Raw genomic sequence first — 17,719 nt, forward strand, 5'->3', positions numbered from 1 at the left:
TATTGTCCTCCGCATCCAAAAATAATGAGGGACGTCCTGCGAAGTCGCAGTCGCCCCTCCCTTTGTATCATTATAAAGAATTGACGACTTCAGTACAACGTGGGCAAAGCGTCGGATGAGCCGGATCTTGTCCGAGTTCCGTCGAATATGTCCAACAACGTTCACATTTTTCACCGTCAGCTTTTTGAACCGTAATGCCGGTCGTCTCATACATCTTATCCGCCGTTTCCACGAATTCGAGTTGTGAGACTTGGAGTAACTGCTCAAGATGATCGATTGTTCCGAGCAAGGCTTTCGTCTCTTCCTTCGGTGCAAGCAAGAGTTTCGCTTCGAGTGTCTTACCGACGAGTTTCTCAACACGCGCTTCCTCGAGTGCTTTTAAGACATCATCGCGGAACGTCAGGAACGCGTTCCATTTCTCGATGAGGGCAAGTCCTTCTTCTGAGACTTCGACCGTTTCCGGAAGGTCTGTCAAGAAGATACTCTTCGTCTCAACAGCTGGTACGAATTCCCATGCTTCGTCTGCTGTGTGTGGCAAGACCGGTGCCATCAATTGCAACAAGGCAACGACTGTATCATACATGACCGTCTGAACCGCACGACGCGATGTCGCGTCTGCTTTTTCGATATACAGGATATCTTTCGTGTAATCGAGGTAGAACGACGACAAATCAAGGACACAGAAGTTGTGGAGCAATTGATAGACCGACATGAAGTCGTACGCATCATAAGCTGCTTTTACTTTTCCAACAAGTTGGTCCAGTTTCGTCCGCATGAAACGGTCTGACTCTGGTAAGTCTTCAAATGCGACGCGGTGCGTCGCAGGATCGAATTGATCCAAGTTTCCGAGGAGGAAACGAACCGTGTTGCGGATTTTACGATAGGATTCTGAGACTTGTTTAAAGTTATCCATCGATGCCCGGACATCAGCTTGATAATCGACAGATGCGACCCACAAGCGAAGGATCTCTGCTCCGAATTGCTGCATGACTTGAATCGGAGCAATCGTGTTACCGATCGATTTCGACATCTTGCGACCTTGACCATCCAGAACGAATCCGTGACTGACGACCGCTTTGTATGGTGCTTTTCCTGTCGTTGCGACGGCTGTCGATAGCGACGAGTTGAACCAACCACGATATTGGTCAGATCCTTCAAGATAGAGATCCGCTGGACGTGTCAATTCAGGACGTGTCGCAAGGACACCGGCATGTGATGAACCAGAATCGAACCAGACATCCATGATGTCAGTTTCCTTTTTGAAGATACCGTTCGGGCTTGCTGGATGTGTGAATCCTTCAGGAAGCAAGTCGACTGCTTCGCGCTCATACCAGACATTTGATCCGTGAGCTGCAAATAAATTCGCGATATGATCAATCGTTTCTGGTGTGACGATTTCCGTTCCATCTTCAGCATAGAAGATTGGAAGCGGAACGCCCCAAGCACGTTGACGTGAGATGACCCAGTCGCCGCGGTCTTTGAACATGTTGTGGAGACGTGTTTCGCCCCACTCTGGTACCCACTGGACACCTTTGATCTCATCAAGGATTTCCGCACGGAAGTCTTTGATTGAAGCGAACCACTGTGGCGTTGCCCGGAAGATGACCGGTTTTTTCGTCCGCCAGTCGTGTGGATACGAGTGTTTGATGAACGACAGTTTTAAGAGAGCGCCTGCTTCTTCGAGTGCAAGACCGATTTCTTTGTTCGCATCCTCATAGAACATGCCTTCGAATCCAGGCGCTTCTGCTGTCATGACCCCTTTATCGTCGACTGGGCAAAGAACGTCAAGACCGTACGCTTGACCGATACGGAAGTCATCTTCCCCGTGACCTGGAGCCGTATGCACGACACCTGTCGCTTCCGCTGTAACGTGATCGCCAAGCATGACGAGTGATTCACGGTCGTACAATGGATGTTTTGCTTTCATGTATTCGAAGTCCGCACCATTAAAGATACGTCCGACTGTTGCGTCTTCCCATCCGAGTGCTTCGATGACTTCAGGAACGAGTGTTTCCGCTACGATATAGCCTTTTCCTTGATACTCGATCCGCGCATATGTCAGTTCCGCACTGACAGAGATTCCGAGGTTCGCTGGAATCGTCCATGGTGTCGTCGTCCAGATGACGAAATGATCCGTCGGTTCTAAGATGTTTTTCCCGTCCATGACTTGGAACGCGACATAGATGGCAGCTGACCGTTTATCTTGATATTCGATTTCTGCTTCAGCGAGTGCTGATTCAGAAGACGGTGACCAATAGACCGGTTTCTTCCCTTTGTAAATATAGCCTTTGTTCGCCATATCCCCGAATAAACGAATTTGAGCTGCTTCAAATTCTGGTTGCAGGGTGATGTATGGGTTGTCATAGTCACCGAGAACGCCGAGGCGTTTGAATTGTTCGCGTTGGTGATCGACTTGTTCGAGCGCATATTTCGCACATAATTCACGGAATTCTGCGACCGTCATCGATTTACGATCAACACCGGCTTTTTGAAGTGCTGTTTCAATCGGTAATCCGTGTGTGTCCCAACCAGGCACGTACGGAGACTGGAAGCCGTTCATCGATTTGTAGCGGACGATGATGTCTTTTAAGACTTTGTTTAATCCGTGACCCATGTGGATGTCACCATTCGCATATGGAGGACCATCGTGGAGGATGAAAGTCGGCTTTCCAGCGTTCTTTTCCTGGACCGCAGCGTAGAGATTCATCTCTTCCCATCGTGCTTGCATATCTGGTTCACGTTTTGGCAAGTTGCCTCGCATTAAAAACTCCGTTTTCATCATCAATAAGGTTTCTTTGTAATCCATCTGACCATCTCTCACCTTTCGCTTTAAAAGTACAAAAAAAGCCAAGCTCATCCCTGAGATAGGGACGAGCTTGGCTGAACTCGCGGTACCACCCTACTAATCCCGCTCGCCAGTTTGACGACGCAGGACCGCTTAAGAACTCGATAACGGGAGTGAGCCGGCATGACTTACTGTTCAGCGAACGTTCAGTCATGCACTCCAAGGGGATACCCCATCTTTTTCGTTGCTCGGGCTTCCACCATTCCCCCGATTCGCTGTCAACCGTCCAAGATACGACGTGTCCTTGTCATTGATTTTATTTATACGACATCGTCGTCATTATACGCAACTGCTGGAACATCGTCAAGCGCTCCACGAGAAGAGAAATCAAACGCATCCCAGTCATGGCTCGTCAATAATTCCATCTGCGCATCGATCAATACTTTGAATCGATTACGATAGAGTTCGATTTTTTTGCGCATTTGCTCGACTTCGAAGTCTGTCCGTTGTGCCCGGCGTTGCGCCGCATCTTGCAACTGCTCTGCTTCACGTTCTGCTTGCTTTAGGATCAAGCTCGCTTCTTTTGAAGCATTGGCTTTGACTTCTTCAGCCGCTTCCTGTGCAACGATGATCGATTTATTCAACGTTTCTTCCATCGAACTGAAGTAGTCGACACGCGCTTGCATGTTTTGGATGACTTCTTGTTGTTGACGGTTCTCACGTAACAACAATTCAAAATCCTTGATGACTTGATCTAGGAATTCGTTCACTTCATCTTCGTCATAGCCGCGAAACTTTCGTGTGAACTCCTTATTATGAATATCGAGTGGCGTTAATGGCATGATGAATTCCTCCTCCGCATTTATCTTATCCTTTTAAAATACCGTATTGTAGTTTGATTCGATCACGTTTCGTTGATCCGAGGATTGCAATCAACTTGACGCGTCCTGTTCCACGCAAGGAAAGTAAGTCGCCTTCTTCTAGCATGAAGCTCGAATCATCCACTACTTTATAATTCACTTTACTCTCACCCTGTTTAATGAGCGCCTGTGCTTTTTGACGTGAGAAGCCTAGAATTTCACTCACGACCGTATCGAACCGAAGTGAGCTGACAAACCCAAGTGTCTCTTCCCACTCTTGATCCTTCACTTTCAAGCGATCTTCTGCGTCTACGCGCGAAAGACGAATCTTCGTCTTCCCTGCTCGTTCGACGTTTGCTTCGATATAGGTCGCGACTTCGTCCGCGACGGCAAACTGTACTTGATCCTGAATGATGACGTCGCCGAATTTGGCTCGTTTCAATCCGACGTTCAATAATGTACCGGTGACTTGACGATGAGAAAGTTCAACGAATTTAGTAGGATAATGAATGCGATAGATGGAAATGTCAAAGTCATCCGCGTTGTATTCATAATAATCTGGTGCGAGGATTGCCCGTTTACGTTCAGCGCCTTCGAAACCGCCCTCAAAAAAGAGGGCGCATTTCGAACCGACGAGTTCTTGTGTGATTTGTTGTTCACGTGGATCTAGGAAATCCGTTAATTTGAACGTATAGGTCGCTTCCACATGATCGATCCAGTTCAAGACTGAGTCGACGAATTCCCGCTCGCTTCCACGATAATGATCATATACGCTCATACTAAAAAGATTGCTCGGATACCCGATTGAGCCAAGTTCAAGACGAGGAAGGCTACAATCGGCGAGATATCCAGCATGCCCCCGATAGGCGGGATGATACGACGGAAGGGCGCTAGGAATGGCTCGACCAACATCGCGAGCACTTGTCCGAATTTAGAATCACGGGCATTCGGGAACCACGAAAGCAGGATATAAACAATCATGACGTAACTGTAATACTGTAATAACGTACTCAATGTACGACCAATTGCGTACATCACTTGAGAATCCATACTTACCACCCCTTATGATTAATATCATCTTCTCCAAGAAGATTCGAGATGCTACCAGCTAACTCGACGTTGTTCGGAACACAGAGGAGGGTATTCTGACTGATCGTCGTAATCGTTCCATCGAGAGCGAAGACGACACCAGATAAGAAATTAATCATCTGTCGTGATTGATCTTTTGACATACGCTGCATATTGACGATGACAGCACGGTTCTGACGAAGATGTTCCCCGATTTCCTGGGCTTCGTTGAAGACACGTGGTTCACTCAAGATGACTTGCGATTTCGTTTTTTTCGTCGCATGAAGCGGCACGATATTCGATTGTCTCACGCTGTCCTCCTTTTGAGTAACACTTGGGGTAGATTCCTCGTAATACTCTTCATACTCTTGTTGTGAAGCACCTCTACCTTTATTTATTGTAGCATCATTTTCATATTCAAGTTCATCTAAATCGTCGCTGTTGCCGAGAAATAGATTTTGCATTTTTGATTTAAAACCCATATCCATTCTCCCTTCTTCTCGTTTAGGTGTGAACGAGCGTCGTCCCGATTCGGACGAACGTCGCCCCTTCTTCGATGGCGATTTCAAAATCCGATGACATTCCCATAGATAACTCCGTACATGGAGCATACGACAATTTTTTCGCCTTGACCTCTTCTTGCAATGTTTTTAATGACCGGAATACCTCACGGATACGCGCCGTATCTTCCGTCAACGGTGCCATCGTCATCAGTCCGATGACACGAATCGCGGGATATTGACCGATTTCGTGTAAGAACGATGGTACATCCTCAGGCGCGATGCCTTGCTTCGATTCTTCCCCAGAAACGTTGACTTGGATGAAACAATCAATGATTCGGTCTGTTCGTTTATTGATCTCTTCCGCCAAATGAAGACGGTCAAGGGAATGCAACACGTCAATGGCATCGATGATTTGACGAACTTTACGCGTTTGTAGTGTACCAATGAAGTGCCACGTACAAGCAGTTCGTCCGAGCTCTGCCTGTTTTTCAAGCAATCCGTCCGGACGATTTTCTCCGAGATGGGTCACGCCAGCTGCTAATAATTCAGAAGCAACTTGACTTGAGACTGATTTCGTCACACCAATCAACTGTACCTGCTTTTCAGAAGAACTCTTTTCACTCGCTTGTTCCATTCGTTTTGTAACTTCTTGTACATTATCAAGAATTGACATCCAATGACTCCTTTACGATCAAACTTGCAAAGCGCCCACCGTGGTCACCGTGGCGATAAGAGAAGTAATCTTCCGCCTGACAGTGTGTACATAGACCTGAGTCAAGGACATCACCGACTCCACAACGCTCAGCTAGCGCAGCATTCGTTTTTTGTAGCGATAACATCGCTTTTCCATCTTCCTTGCGTATGTAAGGAGACTCATCGAGTTCAAGCGCATCGATTGCATCGATGACCGGTTGATCGACTTCGTAACAACAATCACGGATCGATGGACCAATGACCATTTGAATCGATGAACGACTCGCACCCGCACGTTCCATTTGCTTGACTGTTTCCTCGACGATATTGCCAACGGTTCCGCGCCAGCCGGCATGCGTATTCGCGATGATTCCTGTCGTCGGATCACAGAAGACAAGCGGCACACAGTCAGCGAACAGCATCATCAATAAGACATTCGAATCGGTCGTCACCAATCCATCTGTACCCGGAATCGCTGTTTCGTAATCCAAAGCACCGCGCCCGGAGTCAAGTGTCGTCACCTGTTCGACGTGATTTCCGTGAACTTGCTGTGCCCAAATCGAGTTCTCGAGGGAGAGATCAAGCTGACGTGCGATGACTTGTCGGTTCTGAATGACACCGTCGCGATCATCGTTGACATGTAACCCTAAATTTCCGTTTCCATGAGGGGCAGCGAACTTCGTCGTAAAGGCGGCACGTACGGTACCTGTTGGTGTATCCCATTTGATCCATTGTCCAAACATGTTCATGCCTCCTTTGATTTTAAAAAAAGAGGCGCCGCTTTCGCGACACCTCATCGTTTAGCAGTCGTGTCACTGGAACATCGATCAACGATTATTCCGGCGAAGGAAAGATGGGATGTCCATCGTTTCTTCGACATCTGGCTCTTTAGCCGGTTCGGGATTCGAGCTGACAGGTGTCTCTTCGACTTGTGGTTTTGACTCCTCTGTTGGTGGTGGAGTCGCTTGTTTTTTCTTCAATAAATTCTTCATCATTTCTTGAGCGGATGGAATTTCGAAATCGAGTGGTTCGTTTTCGAATTCCGTCGCGATGACTGTAACGATGATTTCATCTTCTAGGTTATCGTTGATGACAGAACCAAAGATCAAGTTGACTTCCTCATCAGCTGCACTCTGAACGATTTGTGCGGCTTCCGTCACTTCGTACAAGCTAAGGTTCGCACTACCTGTGATGTTCATCAGAACACCTTTCGCGCCTTCGATCGAGGTCTCAAGCAACGGACTCGAAATCGCTTTTTTCGCTGCTTCCGTCGCGCGGTGTTCGCCTGTCGCGACACCGACACCCATTAAAGCAGAACCTTTTTCCGTCATGATCGTCTTCACATCGGCGAAGTCGAGGTTGATCAGACCAGGTACGGCGATCAAGTCAGTGATACCTTGTACACCTTGACGCAAGACGTTATCTGCTTCTTTGAACGCTTCAAGCATTGGTGTGTTCCGATCAACGATTTCAAGTAACTTATCGTTCGGAATGACGATCAACGTATCGACTTTTTCTTTGAAGTTCTGGACACCTGAAACAGCATGTTGCATCCGTTTACGTCCTTCGAACATAAATGGTTTTGTGACGACGCCGACTGTCAATGCACCGATTTCTTTTGAAATCTCCGCGATGACAGGAGCAGCTCCTGTACCAGTTCCGCCACCCATCCCAGCTGTGACGAAGACCATGTCAGCGCCTGAAAGGATTTCTGTTAATTGCTCACGGCTCTCTTCCGCCGCTTTTTTACCGATTTCCGGATTGGCACCCGCACCGAGACCACGTGTCAATTTAGCACCGAGTTGTAGTTTTACGTCAGCTTGTGACATGTTCAATGCCTGCGCGTCCGTGTTTACTGCGATGAATTCTACGCCTTGGACACCGTGTTCAATCATTCGGTTGACGGCGTTCGAACCGCCACCACCTACACCGATGACCTTGATTTTTGCTACTTGGTCCATCATTTCATCAAAATGCAACATAAAAAGGGCCCCCTAATATTTTTTACTCATTGGATTTTTTGTAGGCATTAACCAAAGAATTTCTCAAAGAAACTACTGAATGACTTTTTCTCTTTCGGAGGCTGTTCACGTGTTGGCCGTTCGTTTCGCGTAGGTGACGTCTGTTCGTTCATGAGCAGTGCATCCTGTTCATGTCCGTGCGCTACGGCTTCCTTCTCTTCCGCCCGGTCGAAACCTGATTTCGATACGGCGCTTCTTGAGAGCACATAACGTAACATACCGGCTGCGACGGCATACTTCGGATGACGAATACCAAGACTAGCAGGTTGATAGACATTGACGCTCTGCTTGAAGATTCGTTTTCCGAGCTGATCGATTCCCGGTAATGAAGAACTTCCCCCACATAAGATTAAGCCACTATTCATGTGAGCGTATCCTGCTTGCGTCATTCGTTTTTGAATCATCTCGAAGATTTCCTCAAGTCGTGCTTCTAAAACGAATCCAATCTCTGATTGTGGTTCGAAACGATGTTCGCCGTTGATCGTGACGTAGGAAACTTTCTCTTCCGGATCCCCGAGTGCTTCAAGCGCAACACCATATTCTTCTTTAGCAAGTTTCGCGTCTTGATATTTACAATTCATCTTGTACGTCAAATCACGTGTCAGATGATCACCACCGTATGGCAACGTCGTCGAGTAGACGAGATCATTCTTTTCGTAGATGGAAAGTGTCGTCGTCTCATGACCGATATCGATGATTCCGACACCGAGTTCGAGTTCATCAATCGATGCTGCGATTCTAGATACCGCTAAACTCTCCAGCACATATCCAGCAAGCTCTAAACCAGCCCGTTCAATGGAACGTTTAATGCTATGTAGGATCGTCTTCGCTCCGATGATGAGCTTCCCTGTTACTTCGAGACGATAACCGATCATTCCTCTCGGATCAGTGATTTCTGTTTGCTGATCGACTGTAAAGGTCTTCGGCAAGACATCGACGACACTGAGTTCGTTCGGAATTCGCATGACCATCGCAGAATGCAGAACGTCTTTCACGTCATCATCCGTGATTTCATTGTCCTCACCTTTGATCGATGTCATCCCTTGGCAATCCTTCACTTGAATGTGTTCACCGGAAATAGCGACATATACTTCACCAATTGGTTCACCAAGTGTACGTTCCACTTCCGTAACCGCTTGTTTAATGGCTTGTACCGTTTGATCGATGTCAACGATGACACCTCGTTTAACACCCGCGGATGGTGCAGAACCTTCAGCAAGAACGTTCAGCGTTCCACCAAGTAGTTCACCGACGATGAGTTTCACCTCCGATGTCCCAATGTCGAGCGCGGCAATCGTACCTTTCGTTTCCATGGGAGTGACACCTCCACTTTCATAATACTAATCCTTTTTATTCCTAATTATATTCTAGGAATGAGTCAGGCTTCTTCTCGTTTAAGTCTACACTATATAAATACTTACGAAAAGAAGTTATTGCCCGTCTTAGCGTTCGAATAGATTACGATTTGATGACGATTCGAACAAAGGTCGACGAATGAAAACACACGTTTGTTTTTTTATTCGTCAGCCCTTTACGAATATTCTATTTTTTTCCTTTATATGGCTTGAAATAGATACCGCCATCAATTGTAATCGTTCCCGTCTTTCCTTTTGGTAAGGCAGAAATGACCTTTACGTATTCATTCAAGGAATTTGAAAAGGATGATGTACTGAGTAACACCGTATTCCCATCCGTCATGAATAATTTCAGACCACCCTTGTCCGTCTTATCGTTTGCGACGATTTCAGAGATCCGACTACGTACTTTCGGCTCGATCTTAACGAGTTCCTTCGTCAACCGATTTAATGATTGATCCGTAAATCCAGTCAGAATTGGTGCATCGAATAATTCTTCCTTCGACTTTCCGGGAATGATCGTTCCGTCCGCCAGTACGATCCGGTCTCCTGGTTTATCCTTTGCGTAAGCGATCTCTTTCTCTTCCGTCACCGTCACGCGATATTGATGCAAAAACTGTTTTTGCATCGTTGCTTCCTGAATGCCTGGAACCCTCTCGATTCGTTCAAGAATGTCTTCCTCTGATAGATTAAAGGCGTGTGTCTCATTCACCTTAACTCCTGATGCCTTCAAGATATCTGATGTTTTGACATTAAGATTACCATCAATATCAAATCGAGCGACCCGAGAATAACTCGACTGTAGATAAAAAACGACACCGACCAATAGACCAATCAGAATCAGGACATAGATGAGCCTCCGGTTGGCTTTTTTGCGACGTTGTTCACGGATATAAGGTATCTTATCCTCGAGGCTGCGGACGTTCTCGTCCTCTTGTGGTCGTCCAACCGCTCTCCGTTCCCTCACGTCTCATTCCCCCTCTATAACGTAACAATTCATTTCCCTATCGGTCTTTTCCTGCAATAGTTTAGTTTTTTTGTCCTGTCAGTCGTAACAATTCATCGACTAAGTCCCGTGAAGCGTTCGGCATACCGAGCGCAAGCGCCGCTTCAGACATCATTTGTTGTTGTGCTAATGCTTTTTCGCATGCCTCAAACAACCGATCACCCGTTAGCTCTTGTTCACGAATCAATAGACTCGCACCTGTCTCGACGAGCGATGAGGCATTGACCTCTTGGTGATTTTCCGTCACGTAAGGACTCGGGATGAGCACACTCGGTAAGCCGAGTGTCGTCAGCTCTGCCAATGTGCTTGCTCCCGAACGTGAAATGACGAGTTGACTTGCTTTTAAGATGTTCGGTAAATCATATACGAATGGGCGAAGTTGAATGCGTTCTGGTACGGAACCAACGCGTGACATAATCGTATCGTAATGAATTTGACCAGTAACGAAGAGGAGCGACCAGCCTGCTTGCTCGACCTTTGGCATCATATCGACGACTGCTTCGTTGATTGCAGGTGCGCCACGACTACCGCCATAGATGACGACGAGAGGACGTCCTTCCTCAAAACCGAAACGTTGTCGCTCTTCAAGCGGATTGATGTTGAGCTCTGCCACTTCAGAAGCACGCGGATTTCCGATTAAAACCGTCTTCGCTTCATTCTTACCAAAGTGATGTCCAGACCCTTTAAAAGAGAGTGCAACACGATCCACATACCGAGCTAAAAATTTATTCGTGATACCAGGTAGACTGTTTTGTTCATGAACGAGTGTCTTGAAACCCATTTTTGCAGCCGTATACAATACCGGTCCACAAACGAACCCACCTGTACCAACGACGATATCCGGTTGGAACTGACGCAGTAGTCGACGAACACGCCGGACGCTCTTGACGAACCGGATACCAGTCTTGACGTTTTCGAACGACAAGGAACGACGGATGCCAGAAATCTCAATCGATTCAAATGGAATTCCCGCACGACGAACGATATCCGCCTCGAGACCATTTTCTGTTCCGATATAGAGGACCTCACACGGCATGCGTTGTTCGAGCTCCCGGATCATAGCGAGTGCCGGATAGATGTGACCGCCTGTACCGCCTCCAGAGACGACGATTTTCATACTGTTGTTCCTCCTACTTCATGTACGGCACGAACGAAATGATCGCCGCGCTCTTCATATGTCTTGTATTGATCCCAACTTGCAGATGCTGGTGACAGAAGAATGATGTCGCCGGGTCGTGACACTTCAAACGCTACTTTCACGGCTTCATCCATCGCCTCAACGACGGTTGACGCATAGCCATTTTCTGACGCAAGCGTTCCGAATCGATGACCCGTCTCACCAAGTCCGATGACATGTTTGACATGCTTCATTGCATCGAGTAACGGTGTCAAATCCGCTCCACGCTCGAGTCCGCCACACAACCAGATGATGGGTGCCGTAAATCCGGACAACGCCGCTTCTGTTGCAACATTATTCGTTGCTTTTGAGTCGTTGTAAACTTTTCGACCAGCAATTTCACCGACGAACTGTGTCCGGTGCTCTACACCACCAAACGTCCGTAGAACATGTTGAACGTCAGAGAATGCTAAGTTAAACGGTTCGACGAGTGTTAAGGCTGCGAGAACGTTCTCGACATTATGTCCACCACCGAGAGCAAGTTCATCAACAGGTAAGATACTCGTCCCATTGATTGTCAACGTATCGTTCAGGACTTCTGCATACGCCGATTGACGACGAGAGAACAAGAGTGGCGTTACTTCAGCAGTCTTTCCGAGCGCATTGACGGACGCATCATCGGCATTCAAGACAAGACGATCCGTTTCTTTCATGTTCTTAAAGATCCGGGCTTTCGCTTCACCATACGATTCAAAATCACCATGATAATCCAGATGTGCCGGTGATAAATTCAAGAAGGCTGCCGTGTATGGTCGGAACTGCTCGATCCCCATCAATTGAAAACTTGATAATTCAATGACGATGATATCGTCCTGTTTCGCCTGACATGCGATTTCAATTGCCGGGAATCCAATGTTTCCTGCCAAATGTACACGCCGCGTACCGGTTTTCAACAACTCATGGACAAGCGTCGTCGTCGTCGTTTTCCCGTTCGATCCTGTAATGGCAATCCACGTCGCATCGGTTGCTTGATACGCTAGTTCTACTTCTGTCCAAACCGGAATGTCGCGTCGTAAGGCTTCTTGTAGCAGATCGATGTGATACGGAATCCCTGGATTCTTGACGATCAAATCGATGTCGTCGAGTAGTGTGAGCGGGTGCTCACCGTAGACCGTCTTAACATCGAGTGATGCAAGCGTCGCTTGATCACTCTCGGACGGCGTTTTCCCGTCATTGACCGTTACTTCTGCACCAACACTCGCTAAATACCGAGCTGCTGCGATTCCACTTTTCGCCGTTCCGAGAACGAGCACTTTTTGATCATTCCATTGTCGTTGTTCCATTGTTGAATCGCTCACTTTCTCTCTTCTTTTTTATTACACGAATAGATAGGCGATGAATGCCATCAAACAGCTGATTCCTGCGAATGTACCGACGATCCGCCATTCGCTCCAACCGACCATTTCGAAGTGGTGGTGAATTGGGCTCATTTTGAAAATTCGTTTTCCTGTCGTCTTAAAGGAGATGACTTGTAGAATGACTGATAATGTCTCGACAACGAAAACGATACCGATTAAGACGAGTAGTAATTCCAGTTTTAAGACAATCGATAGACCTGCTAATGCAGCTCCAAGTGCAAGTGACCCTGTATCTCCCATGAAGATCTTCGCTGGGTGCGCATTGAATAATAGGAATCCGATCAAGGCACCGACCGCTGAGAAAGCAAAACAAGCAGCGCCTACTTCATCTGCGATAAACCAACTGTATAATCCGAAGAACAAGAATGTTGGAATCGCTGTAAATGATACGAGACCGTCCAATCCATCCGTCAAGTTGACTGCATTTGAGAAACCAACTAACCAGAACAAGGCAACAAACGGATAGACGATACCGAAATCAAGCTCAAAATCGGTAAATGGAATCGATAGATACGTCGCGTCACTTGTAAATCCACCACTCAACCAGACAAATAACAATCCGACGACGATTTGTCCAAGTAATTTTTGTTTTGAATTCAGACCAAGGTTACGTTTCTTGACGACTTTGATGTAATCATCAATGAAGCCGATAACGCCATACGCAAGTGTTAAAAACAGTAACGATAATTGTGTCGTCGATAGATCGCCCATGACGACTGCACCGAGAACGCTGACGATCATCGCGACAAGAATGACGATTCCACCCATCGTCGGTGTTCCGGATTTGACCTGATGCCATTGCGGTCCTTCTTCCCGAATTTCCTGACCAAACTTCAATTGGTGTAGAAACGGAATCGCTTTTGGCATGACGAGTAATACAACAAGAAATGCAAGAATAAGACTGATGAATAATGTGATCATAGCAGACACCCTTTTTCAAAAATTAGTTTTCGTTCAGATAGGTTAATATCCGTTCAAGCGCCATCCCACGTGACGCTTTCAATAAGACGATTGTTCGTTCTCCGAGCAATGGGCGCAATCGTTTTGCAGCATCCTCGACGGTTGTCGCGAATTGGATTTGAACAGACGGGTCGCTGATTCCTTCAGCAATCCACGCGCCTTTCTCCCCTACTAGGATAGCATGCGAGACAGGTAACGCAATCCGCTTTCCGACCGAGGCATGTAATAAGCGTTCTTGGTCCCCTAATTCATACATATCGCCGAGGACGAGAACGCGTGTCGTGTACCCTTCCAGCGCAGTGACCGTCTCAATCGCTGCATTCATTGATGTCGGACTCGCGTTATACGCATCATTGATGACCGCAGTCTCTTCAAAGAGTAATCGTTCCATCCGCATCGGTGTCAATTCAACCGCATCGAACCCTTCTTGAATCCGGGCGTCCGTCACGCCAAGTGCACGTGCTGTCGCAATTGCGTATGCTGCATTTCGGACTTGGTGTTTCCCTAGCACTGGTAGGTGAAAAGCGGTGCCATCGTAAGTAAAGGCCGTTCCAAAGAACGTTGCTTCCTTCGTTTCGATCCGGTACGTATTTCCGATTTGATAGCCGATCTTCTCCGCTTCGACTTCTGCGAGAAGTGGTTCGTCACCATCAACGAATAAATGACCACCTGGTTTGAGTCCGGATTGAATCTCAAGCTTCGCTTTGGCGATGCCACTGCGTCCACCGACTTGCTCCGCATGCGATTCGCCGATGTTCGTGACGAGTGCGATATCTGGCTCAGCTAGATTCGATAGGAATTCAATATCGCCAAACCCGTTCATTCCCATCTCAAGCACAGCGACTTCTGTATCAGCTGGCATCATGAGAATCGTTAACGGCATTCCGATATCCGAATTGAAGTTTCCTTGTGTCTTATGTGTCTTAAACGTCGTCTTGAGTACGCTCTCGACCATGTCCTTCGTCGATGTCTTCCCATTTGATCCAGTGATGGCGACGATTTTTGGCGCAACCTGCAGTAAGTATCGTTTTGCGATGTGTTGCAGGGCAACCAATGGTTCATCGACTTCTAAAAAGACGATGTCGATGTTTGGTCGATCAATACCTTTCTTCCATAAGGTGACAATCGCTCCTTGTTTTTTTGCACCTTCAAGGAATCGATGACCATCAACGCGTGCTCCTTGAATCGGAACATAAAGACCGTCTTCAAGTTGTGCGCGTGAATCCGTTGCAAAATGACGAACGATACGATCATCTTTCACATCGAGATGCAACCATTCAGCGAGTTGCGTAATTGTTAACATGATATATACCTCCATTTGATGACAGCAAAAGAGGACGAATGCAAAAGTCAACGAATGACTCCTGTTCGTCCTCGTCTTCCTGTAGAAATCAGGAAATTTGCCCCACCGTTATTCTTTAGGTTCAGCTAGTTCGACCGTTAACTTTCCATTTTCCCTCACTAGTGTACCAGTTCGAGCTGATTGTTTGGTTACAAAACCTTTACCAATGACATCAAGCTTCAAGTCATACAAGCTGACGAGTTTTTTGACGTCTCGCTGCGACCACCCCGTCAAATCCGGCATTTTGAACGTATTTGCTGTCTTCAGCAAGACACGCTCTCCGCTGACGAATTCTTGACCACGAGACGGAATCTGCGAAACGACTTCAGCACCATCGCCTAGGATGATTGGAACAGCCTCTTGTTCTTTTGCTAAATCCGTCGCTTGTCGGGCACTCTTCTTGATGTAGCTTGGCGTAATTTTCGCTTTGACATCCACCGAGTCCTTTTGCGTTTCCGGTTGAATGCTCCGGTATTGCAATGCTGTGTTCATGACACTCTTGAACACCGGACTCATGATGAGTGGTCCTGAAACAGACGATTCACTTTTCGAAGGACGATCGACTGCGATGTACATGATCAATTCCGGATCATCTTTTGGCGCCATACCGATGAACGAGTGAATGAATTGTCCTTGAATGTATTTCCCATTCTCAGAAATTTGAGCTGTACCGGTCTTCCCGATGACACGGTAGTCTTTCAACTTATACATTTGCCCGGTTCCGATTTTACTATTGACGACACCATCAAGTGCATCCCGCGTCGCTTTTGCCGCCTCTGCCGAGATCGGCTTACCGACGACCTCTGTTTTCGCCCGGTACGGTGCTTTATCCGTATGATCCGCTTTTTGGATGATATGCGGTTTGACCATCTCGCCGTCACCAGCAATTGCCGTTGCCCCTTGAAGCAGTTGCATTGGTGTGACCGCAGTCGATTGTCCCCATGACGTAATGAGCGCATTCAACGGTTTCGACAAGTCAGATTGACTGTTTACTTCTCCCGAGATGTCTATACCCGTTCGTTGGTCAAAATGAAACTTCTTAAAGTATTCTTTATAACGCTCGATCCCAAGTTTTTCTGCTGTCAACTTCGAGAACATGACGTTCGAGGAGTGATAGACTCCTTCAATCATCGGAATGGTTCCCCAACCGACATCGTTATAATCCTTGATGACCGTTCCTTTGTAGTTATAACTACCCGATTTATACATCTCATTCGGACGGAACACTCCCGCATCAATCGCCGCTGCGAGCGTAAAGATTTTCATCGTCGAACCGGGTTCGAAGCGTGACGAGACGGCAAAATTCGTGAAATCTTTCATGTCACGTAAGTTCGGGTTGAACGATGGACGATCCGCCATGGCAAGGATTTCACCGGTTTTCGCATCCATGACGATCCCTGTCGCATTTTTCGGTTTGTACGTGTTGTACATTTTTTGCATTTGTTTCTCTAGCGACTGTTGAATGCGGTGATCGATCGTCAAGTACAGGTTTGACCCGTCCTTCGGTTCATTCGAGACACGCGACGAGCCTTGGATCAACGGATTACCGCTCCGATCTTTCTCGAAGACACGTGCCCCGTAAGATTCGCTTAAGGCATCGTCATACTGTTTTTCGATCCCCATTTGTCCCTGTAACGCGACACGACCATTCTCCTCGGTGATCTTTTGGACGAATCCAAGTGTATCGGACAAGAAGATACCATTCGGGTAATATCGTTTCGGCTCTTCAATCATCCGGATTCCAGGAAGTTTCAACTTATCGATCTTCTCTTTTTGATCGAGCGTCAAATCATTTCCTTTTTTTCCGAATTCGATTTGCGAACGATCTTTGTTCTCAATCAAATAGGTCTCCAGTTCCTTCGTCGTCATCCCAAGAATCGGTGCAAGACCTTCAGCCGTCTTTTTAAAATCGACGATCGTCTCGTCCGGATCTTTGACGCCACCTAGTCGGTAAATACCAATCAAATGATAGGATGGAACATTGATCGCGATCGGTGAACCGAGTCGGTCGAAAATTTCACCGCGTTCTGCCCCGAGCGTCTCCTGAGACTCCCATCGCTTTTTCTCAGCATAGGCGATCATGTCTTCCCCATGGAATTGTTTTGTTGTCGCCAAGTATAAAAATCGACCAATGAACACAAAAAAGAGAGTAGCAAATATCACCATGATAAAGGCTACTCTCCAACGGGATTTTTTCAGTGGATTCATTTAGGAATCACCTTGATGTTCCCTTTACGCATATCAAGACCCTGTTCTTTTGCAATCTTATAAATCCGTTCCGGAGAGCTTAAGTTCGTGACCTCTAGTTGTAAACGTTCGTTTTCTTTTTTGAGTGATTGTGTGACTTGGTTCTCTTTCGCTAAATCACGGCTCACATTATACGCTTCGTTATGCGTACTGATCGTCAAACTCCCAAATAACACAAGACCACCAATCATCGCGCTGTATAAGAATTTTTCAAAGGGATACAAGCGATACTTCGGACGGACGGCGACGCGACGCGCGATATCTTCCGTCTTTCGTGGTTCCTGAACAGGTTGTTGACGAACGGGTTGAACCGTTTGGACCGATTTACGAAGTGGTTCTGCCAT

General features: G+C 47.0%; 16 protein-coding genes. All 16 read right to left on the minus strand.

Annotation, left to right across the window (positions count from 1 at the left end; genetic code table 11):
- Positions 1-70: 70 nt before the first annotated feature.
- Entirely contained in the window at positions 71-2,806 is a 2,736-nt protein-coding gene (gene ileS, locus N179_RS07020; RefSeq protein WP_058713764.1) for an isoleucine--tRNA ligase, read from the minus strand.
- A 299-nt stretch (positions 2,807-3,105) separates the two neighbouring features.
- Positions 3,106-3,627, minus strand: a complete 522-nt coding sequence (locus N179_RS07025) for a DivIVA domain-containing protein (protein ID WP_023468794.1) — start codon at positions 3,625-3,627, stop codon at positions 3,106-3,108.
- A gap of 25 nt (positions 3,628-3,652) precedes the next feature.
- The gene (locus tag N179_RS07030; protein WP_023468795.1) at positions 3,653-4,423 is read right to left on the minus strand and encodes a YlmH family RNA-binding protein; all 771 of its coding nucleotides are present in this window, start codon (positions 4,421-4,423) and stop codon (positions 3,653-3,655) included.
- The gene (locus N179_RS07035) at positions 4,420-4,695 is read right to left on the minus strand and encodes a YggT family protein (RefSeq protein WP_023468796.1); all 276 of its coding nucleotides are present in this window, start codon (positions 4,693-4,695) and stop codon (positions 4,420-4,422) included. Before N179_RS07035 ends, N179_RS07030 begins: the two co-directional genes overlap by 4 nt.
- Before the next feature lie 2 nt (positions 4,696-4,697).
- Positions 4,698-5,024, minus strand: coding sequence for a cell division protein SepF (locus N179_RS07040; RefSeq protein ID WP_231496839.1), 327 nt, complete (start codon positions 5,022-5,024; stop codon positions 4,698-4,700).
- Between the two features lie 193 nt (positions 5,025-5,217).
- Positions 5,218-5,889 (minus strand): YggS family pyridoxal phosphate-dependent enzyme, encoded by a 672-nt coding sequence (locus N179_RS07045; RefSeq protein WP_023468798.1) that lies wholly within the window; start codon positions 5,887-5,889, stop codon positions 5,218-5,220.
- Entirely contained in the window at positions 5,876-6,652 is a 777-nt protein-coding gene (gene pgeF, locus N179_RS07050) for a peptidoglycan editing factor PgeF (protein ID WP_075642555.1), read from the minus strand. Before pgeF ends, N179_RS07045 begins: the two co-directional genes overlap by 14 nt.
- A gap of 84 nt (positions 6,653-6,736) precedes the next feature.
- Entirely contained in the window at positions 6,737-7,891 is a 1,155-nt protein-coding gene (gene ftsZ, locus N179_RS07055; RefSeq protein ID WP_023468800.1) for a cell division protein FtsZ, read from the minus strand.
- 47 nt (positions 7,892-7,938) lie between these two features.
- Positions 7,939-9,243, minus strand: coding sequence for a cell division protein FtsA (gene ftsA, locus N179_RS07060; RefSeq protein ID WP_023468801.1), 1,305 nt, complete (start codon positions 9,241-9,243; stop codon positions 7,939-7,941).
- A gap of 229 nt (positions 9,244-9,472) precedes the next feature.
- Positions 9,473-10,252 carry a cell division protein FtsQ/DivIB gene (locus tag N179_RS07065; protein WP_023468802.1) on the minus strand — a complete coding sequence of 260 codons (780 nt, stop codon included), beginning with the start codon at positions 10,250-10,252 and terminating at the stop codon, positions 9,473-9,475.
- Positions 10,253-10,313: 61 nt separating this feature from the next.
- Positions 10,314-11,408 carry an undecaprenyldiphospho-muramoylpentapeptide beta-N-acetylglucosaminyltransferase gene (gene murG / locus N179_RS07070; RefSeq protein ID WP_075642556.1) on the minus strand — a complete coding sequence of 365 codons (1,095 nt, stop codon included), beginning with the start codon at positions 11,406-11,408 and terminating at the stop codon, positions 10,314-10,316.
- A complete protein-coding gene (murD, locus tag N179_RS07075) occupies positions 11,405-12,751 on the minus strand; it encodes a UDP-N-acetylmuramoyl-L-alanine--D-glutamate ligase (RefSeq protein WP_075642661.1) in 1,347 nt (448 codons plus the stop codon). The genes murG and murD overlap by 4 nt, the downstream gene beginning before the upstream one ends.
- Before the next feature lie 33 nt (positions 12,752-12,784).
- Entirely contained in the window at positions 12,785-13,747 is a 963-nt protein-coding gene (gene mraY / locus N179_RS07080; RefSeq protein WP_023468805.1) for a phospho-N-acetylmuramoyl-pentapeptide-transferase, read from the minus strand.
- A gap of 22 nt (positions 13,748-13,769) precedes the next feature.
- Entirely contained in the window at positions 13,770-15,089 is a 1,320-nt protein-coding gene (locus N179_RS07085) for a UDP-N-acetylmuramoyl-tripeptide--D-alanyl-D-alanine ligase (protein WP_035396716.1), read from the minus strand.
- A 108-nt stretch (positions 15,090-15,197) separates the two neighbouring features.
- Entirely contained in the window at positions 15,198-17,336 is a 2,139-nt protein-coding gene (locus tag N179_RS07090; protein WP_023468807.1) for a penicillin-binding protein, read from the minus strand.
- The gene (gene ftsL, locus N179_RS07095; RefSeq protein ID WP_023468808.1) at positions 17,333-17,719 is read right to left on the minus strand and encodes a cell division protein FtsL; all 387 of its coding nucleotides are present in this window, start codon (positions 17,717-17,719) and stop codon (positions 17,333-17,335) included. The genes N179_RS07090 and ftsL overlap by 4 nt, the downstream gene beginning before the upstream one ends.

Origin of the sequence: Exiguobacterium indicum HHS 31, from assembly GCF_001939065.1 — a bacterium.
GTDB classification, from domain to species: domain Bacteria; phylum Bacillota; class Bacilli; order Exiguobacteriales; family Exiguobacteriaceae; genus Exiguobacterium_A; species Exiguobacterium_A indicum.

Coding starts and splice junctions, on each gene's coding strand:
- ileS (WP_058713764.1), bottom strand. CDS start 2,806: ATGGATTACAAAGAAACCTTATTGATGATGAAAACGGAGTTTTTAATG.
- N179_RS07025 (WP_023468794.1), bottom strand. CDS start 3,627: ATGCCATTAACGCCACTCGATATTCATAATAAGGAGTTCACACGAAAG.
- N179_RS07030 (WP_023468795.1), bottom strand. CDS start 4,423: ATGAGCGTATATGATCATTATCGTGGAAGCGAGCGGGAATTCGTCGAC.
- N179_RS07035 (WP_023468796.1), bottom strand. CDS start 4,695: ATGGATTCTCAAGTGATGTACGCAATTGGTCGTACATTGAGTACGTTA.
- N179_RS07045 (WP_023468798.1), bottom strand. CDS start 5,889: ATGTCAATTCTTGATAATGTACAAGAAGTTACAAAACGAATGGAACAA.
- pgeF (WP_075642555.1), bottom strand. CDS start 6,652: ATGTTTGGACAATGGATCAAATGGGATACACCAACAGGTACCGTACGT.
- ftsZ (WP_023468800.1), bottom strand. CDS start 7,891: ATGTTGCATTTTGATGAAATGATGGACCAAGTAGCAAAAATCAAGGTC.
- ftsA (WP_023468801.1), bottom strand. CDS start 9,243: ATGGAAACGAAAGGTACGATTGCCGCGCTCGACATTGGGACATCGGAG.
- murG (WP_075642556.1), bottom strand. CDS start 11,408: ATGAAAATCGTCGTCTCTGGAGGCGGTACAGGCGGTCACATCTATCCG.
- murD (WP_075642661.1), bottom strand. CDS start 12,751: ATGGAACAACGACAATGGAATGATCAAAAAGTGCTCGTTCTCGGAACG.
- mraY (WP_023468805.1), bottom strand. CDS start 13,747: ATGATCACATTATTCATCAGTCTTATTCTTGCATTTCTTGTTGTATTA.
- N179_RS07085 (WP_035396716.1), bottom strand. CDS start 15,089: ATGTTAACAATTACGCAACTCGCTGAATGGTTGCATCTCGATGTGAAA.
- N179_RS07090 (WP_023468807.1), bottom strand. CDS start 17,336: ATGAATCCACTGAAAAAATCCCGTTGGAGAGTAGCCTTTATCATGGTG.
- ftsL (WP_023468808.1), bottom strand. CDS start 17,719: ATGGCAGAACCACTTCGTAAATCGGTCCAAACGGTTCAACCCGTTCGT.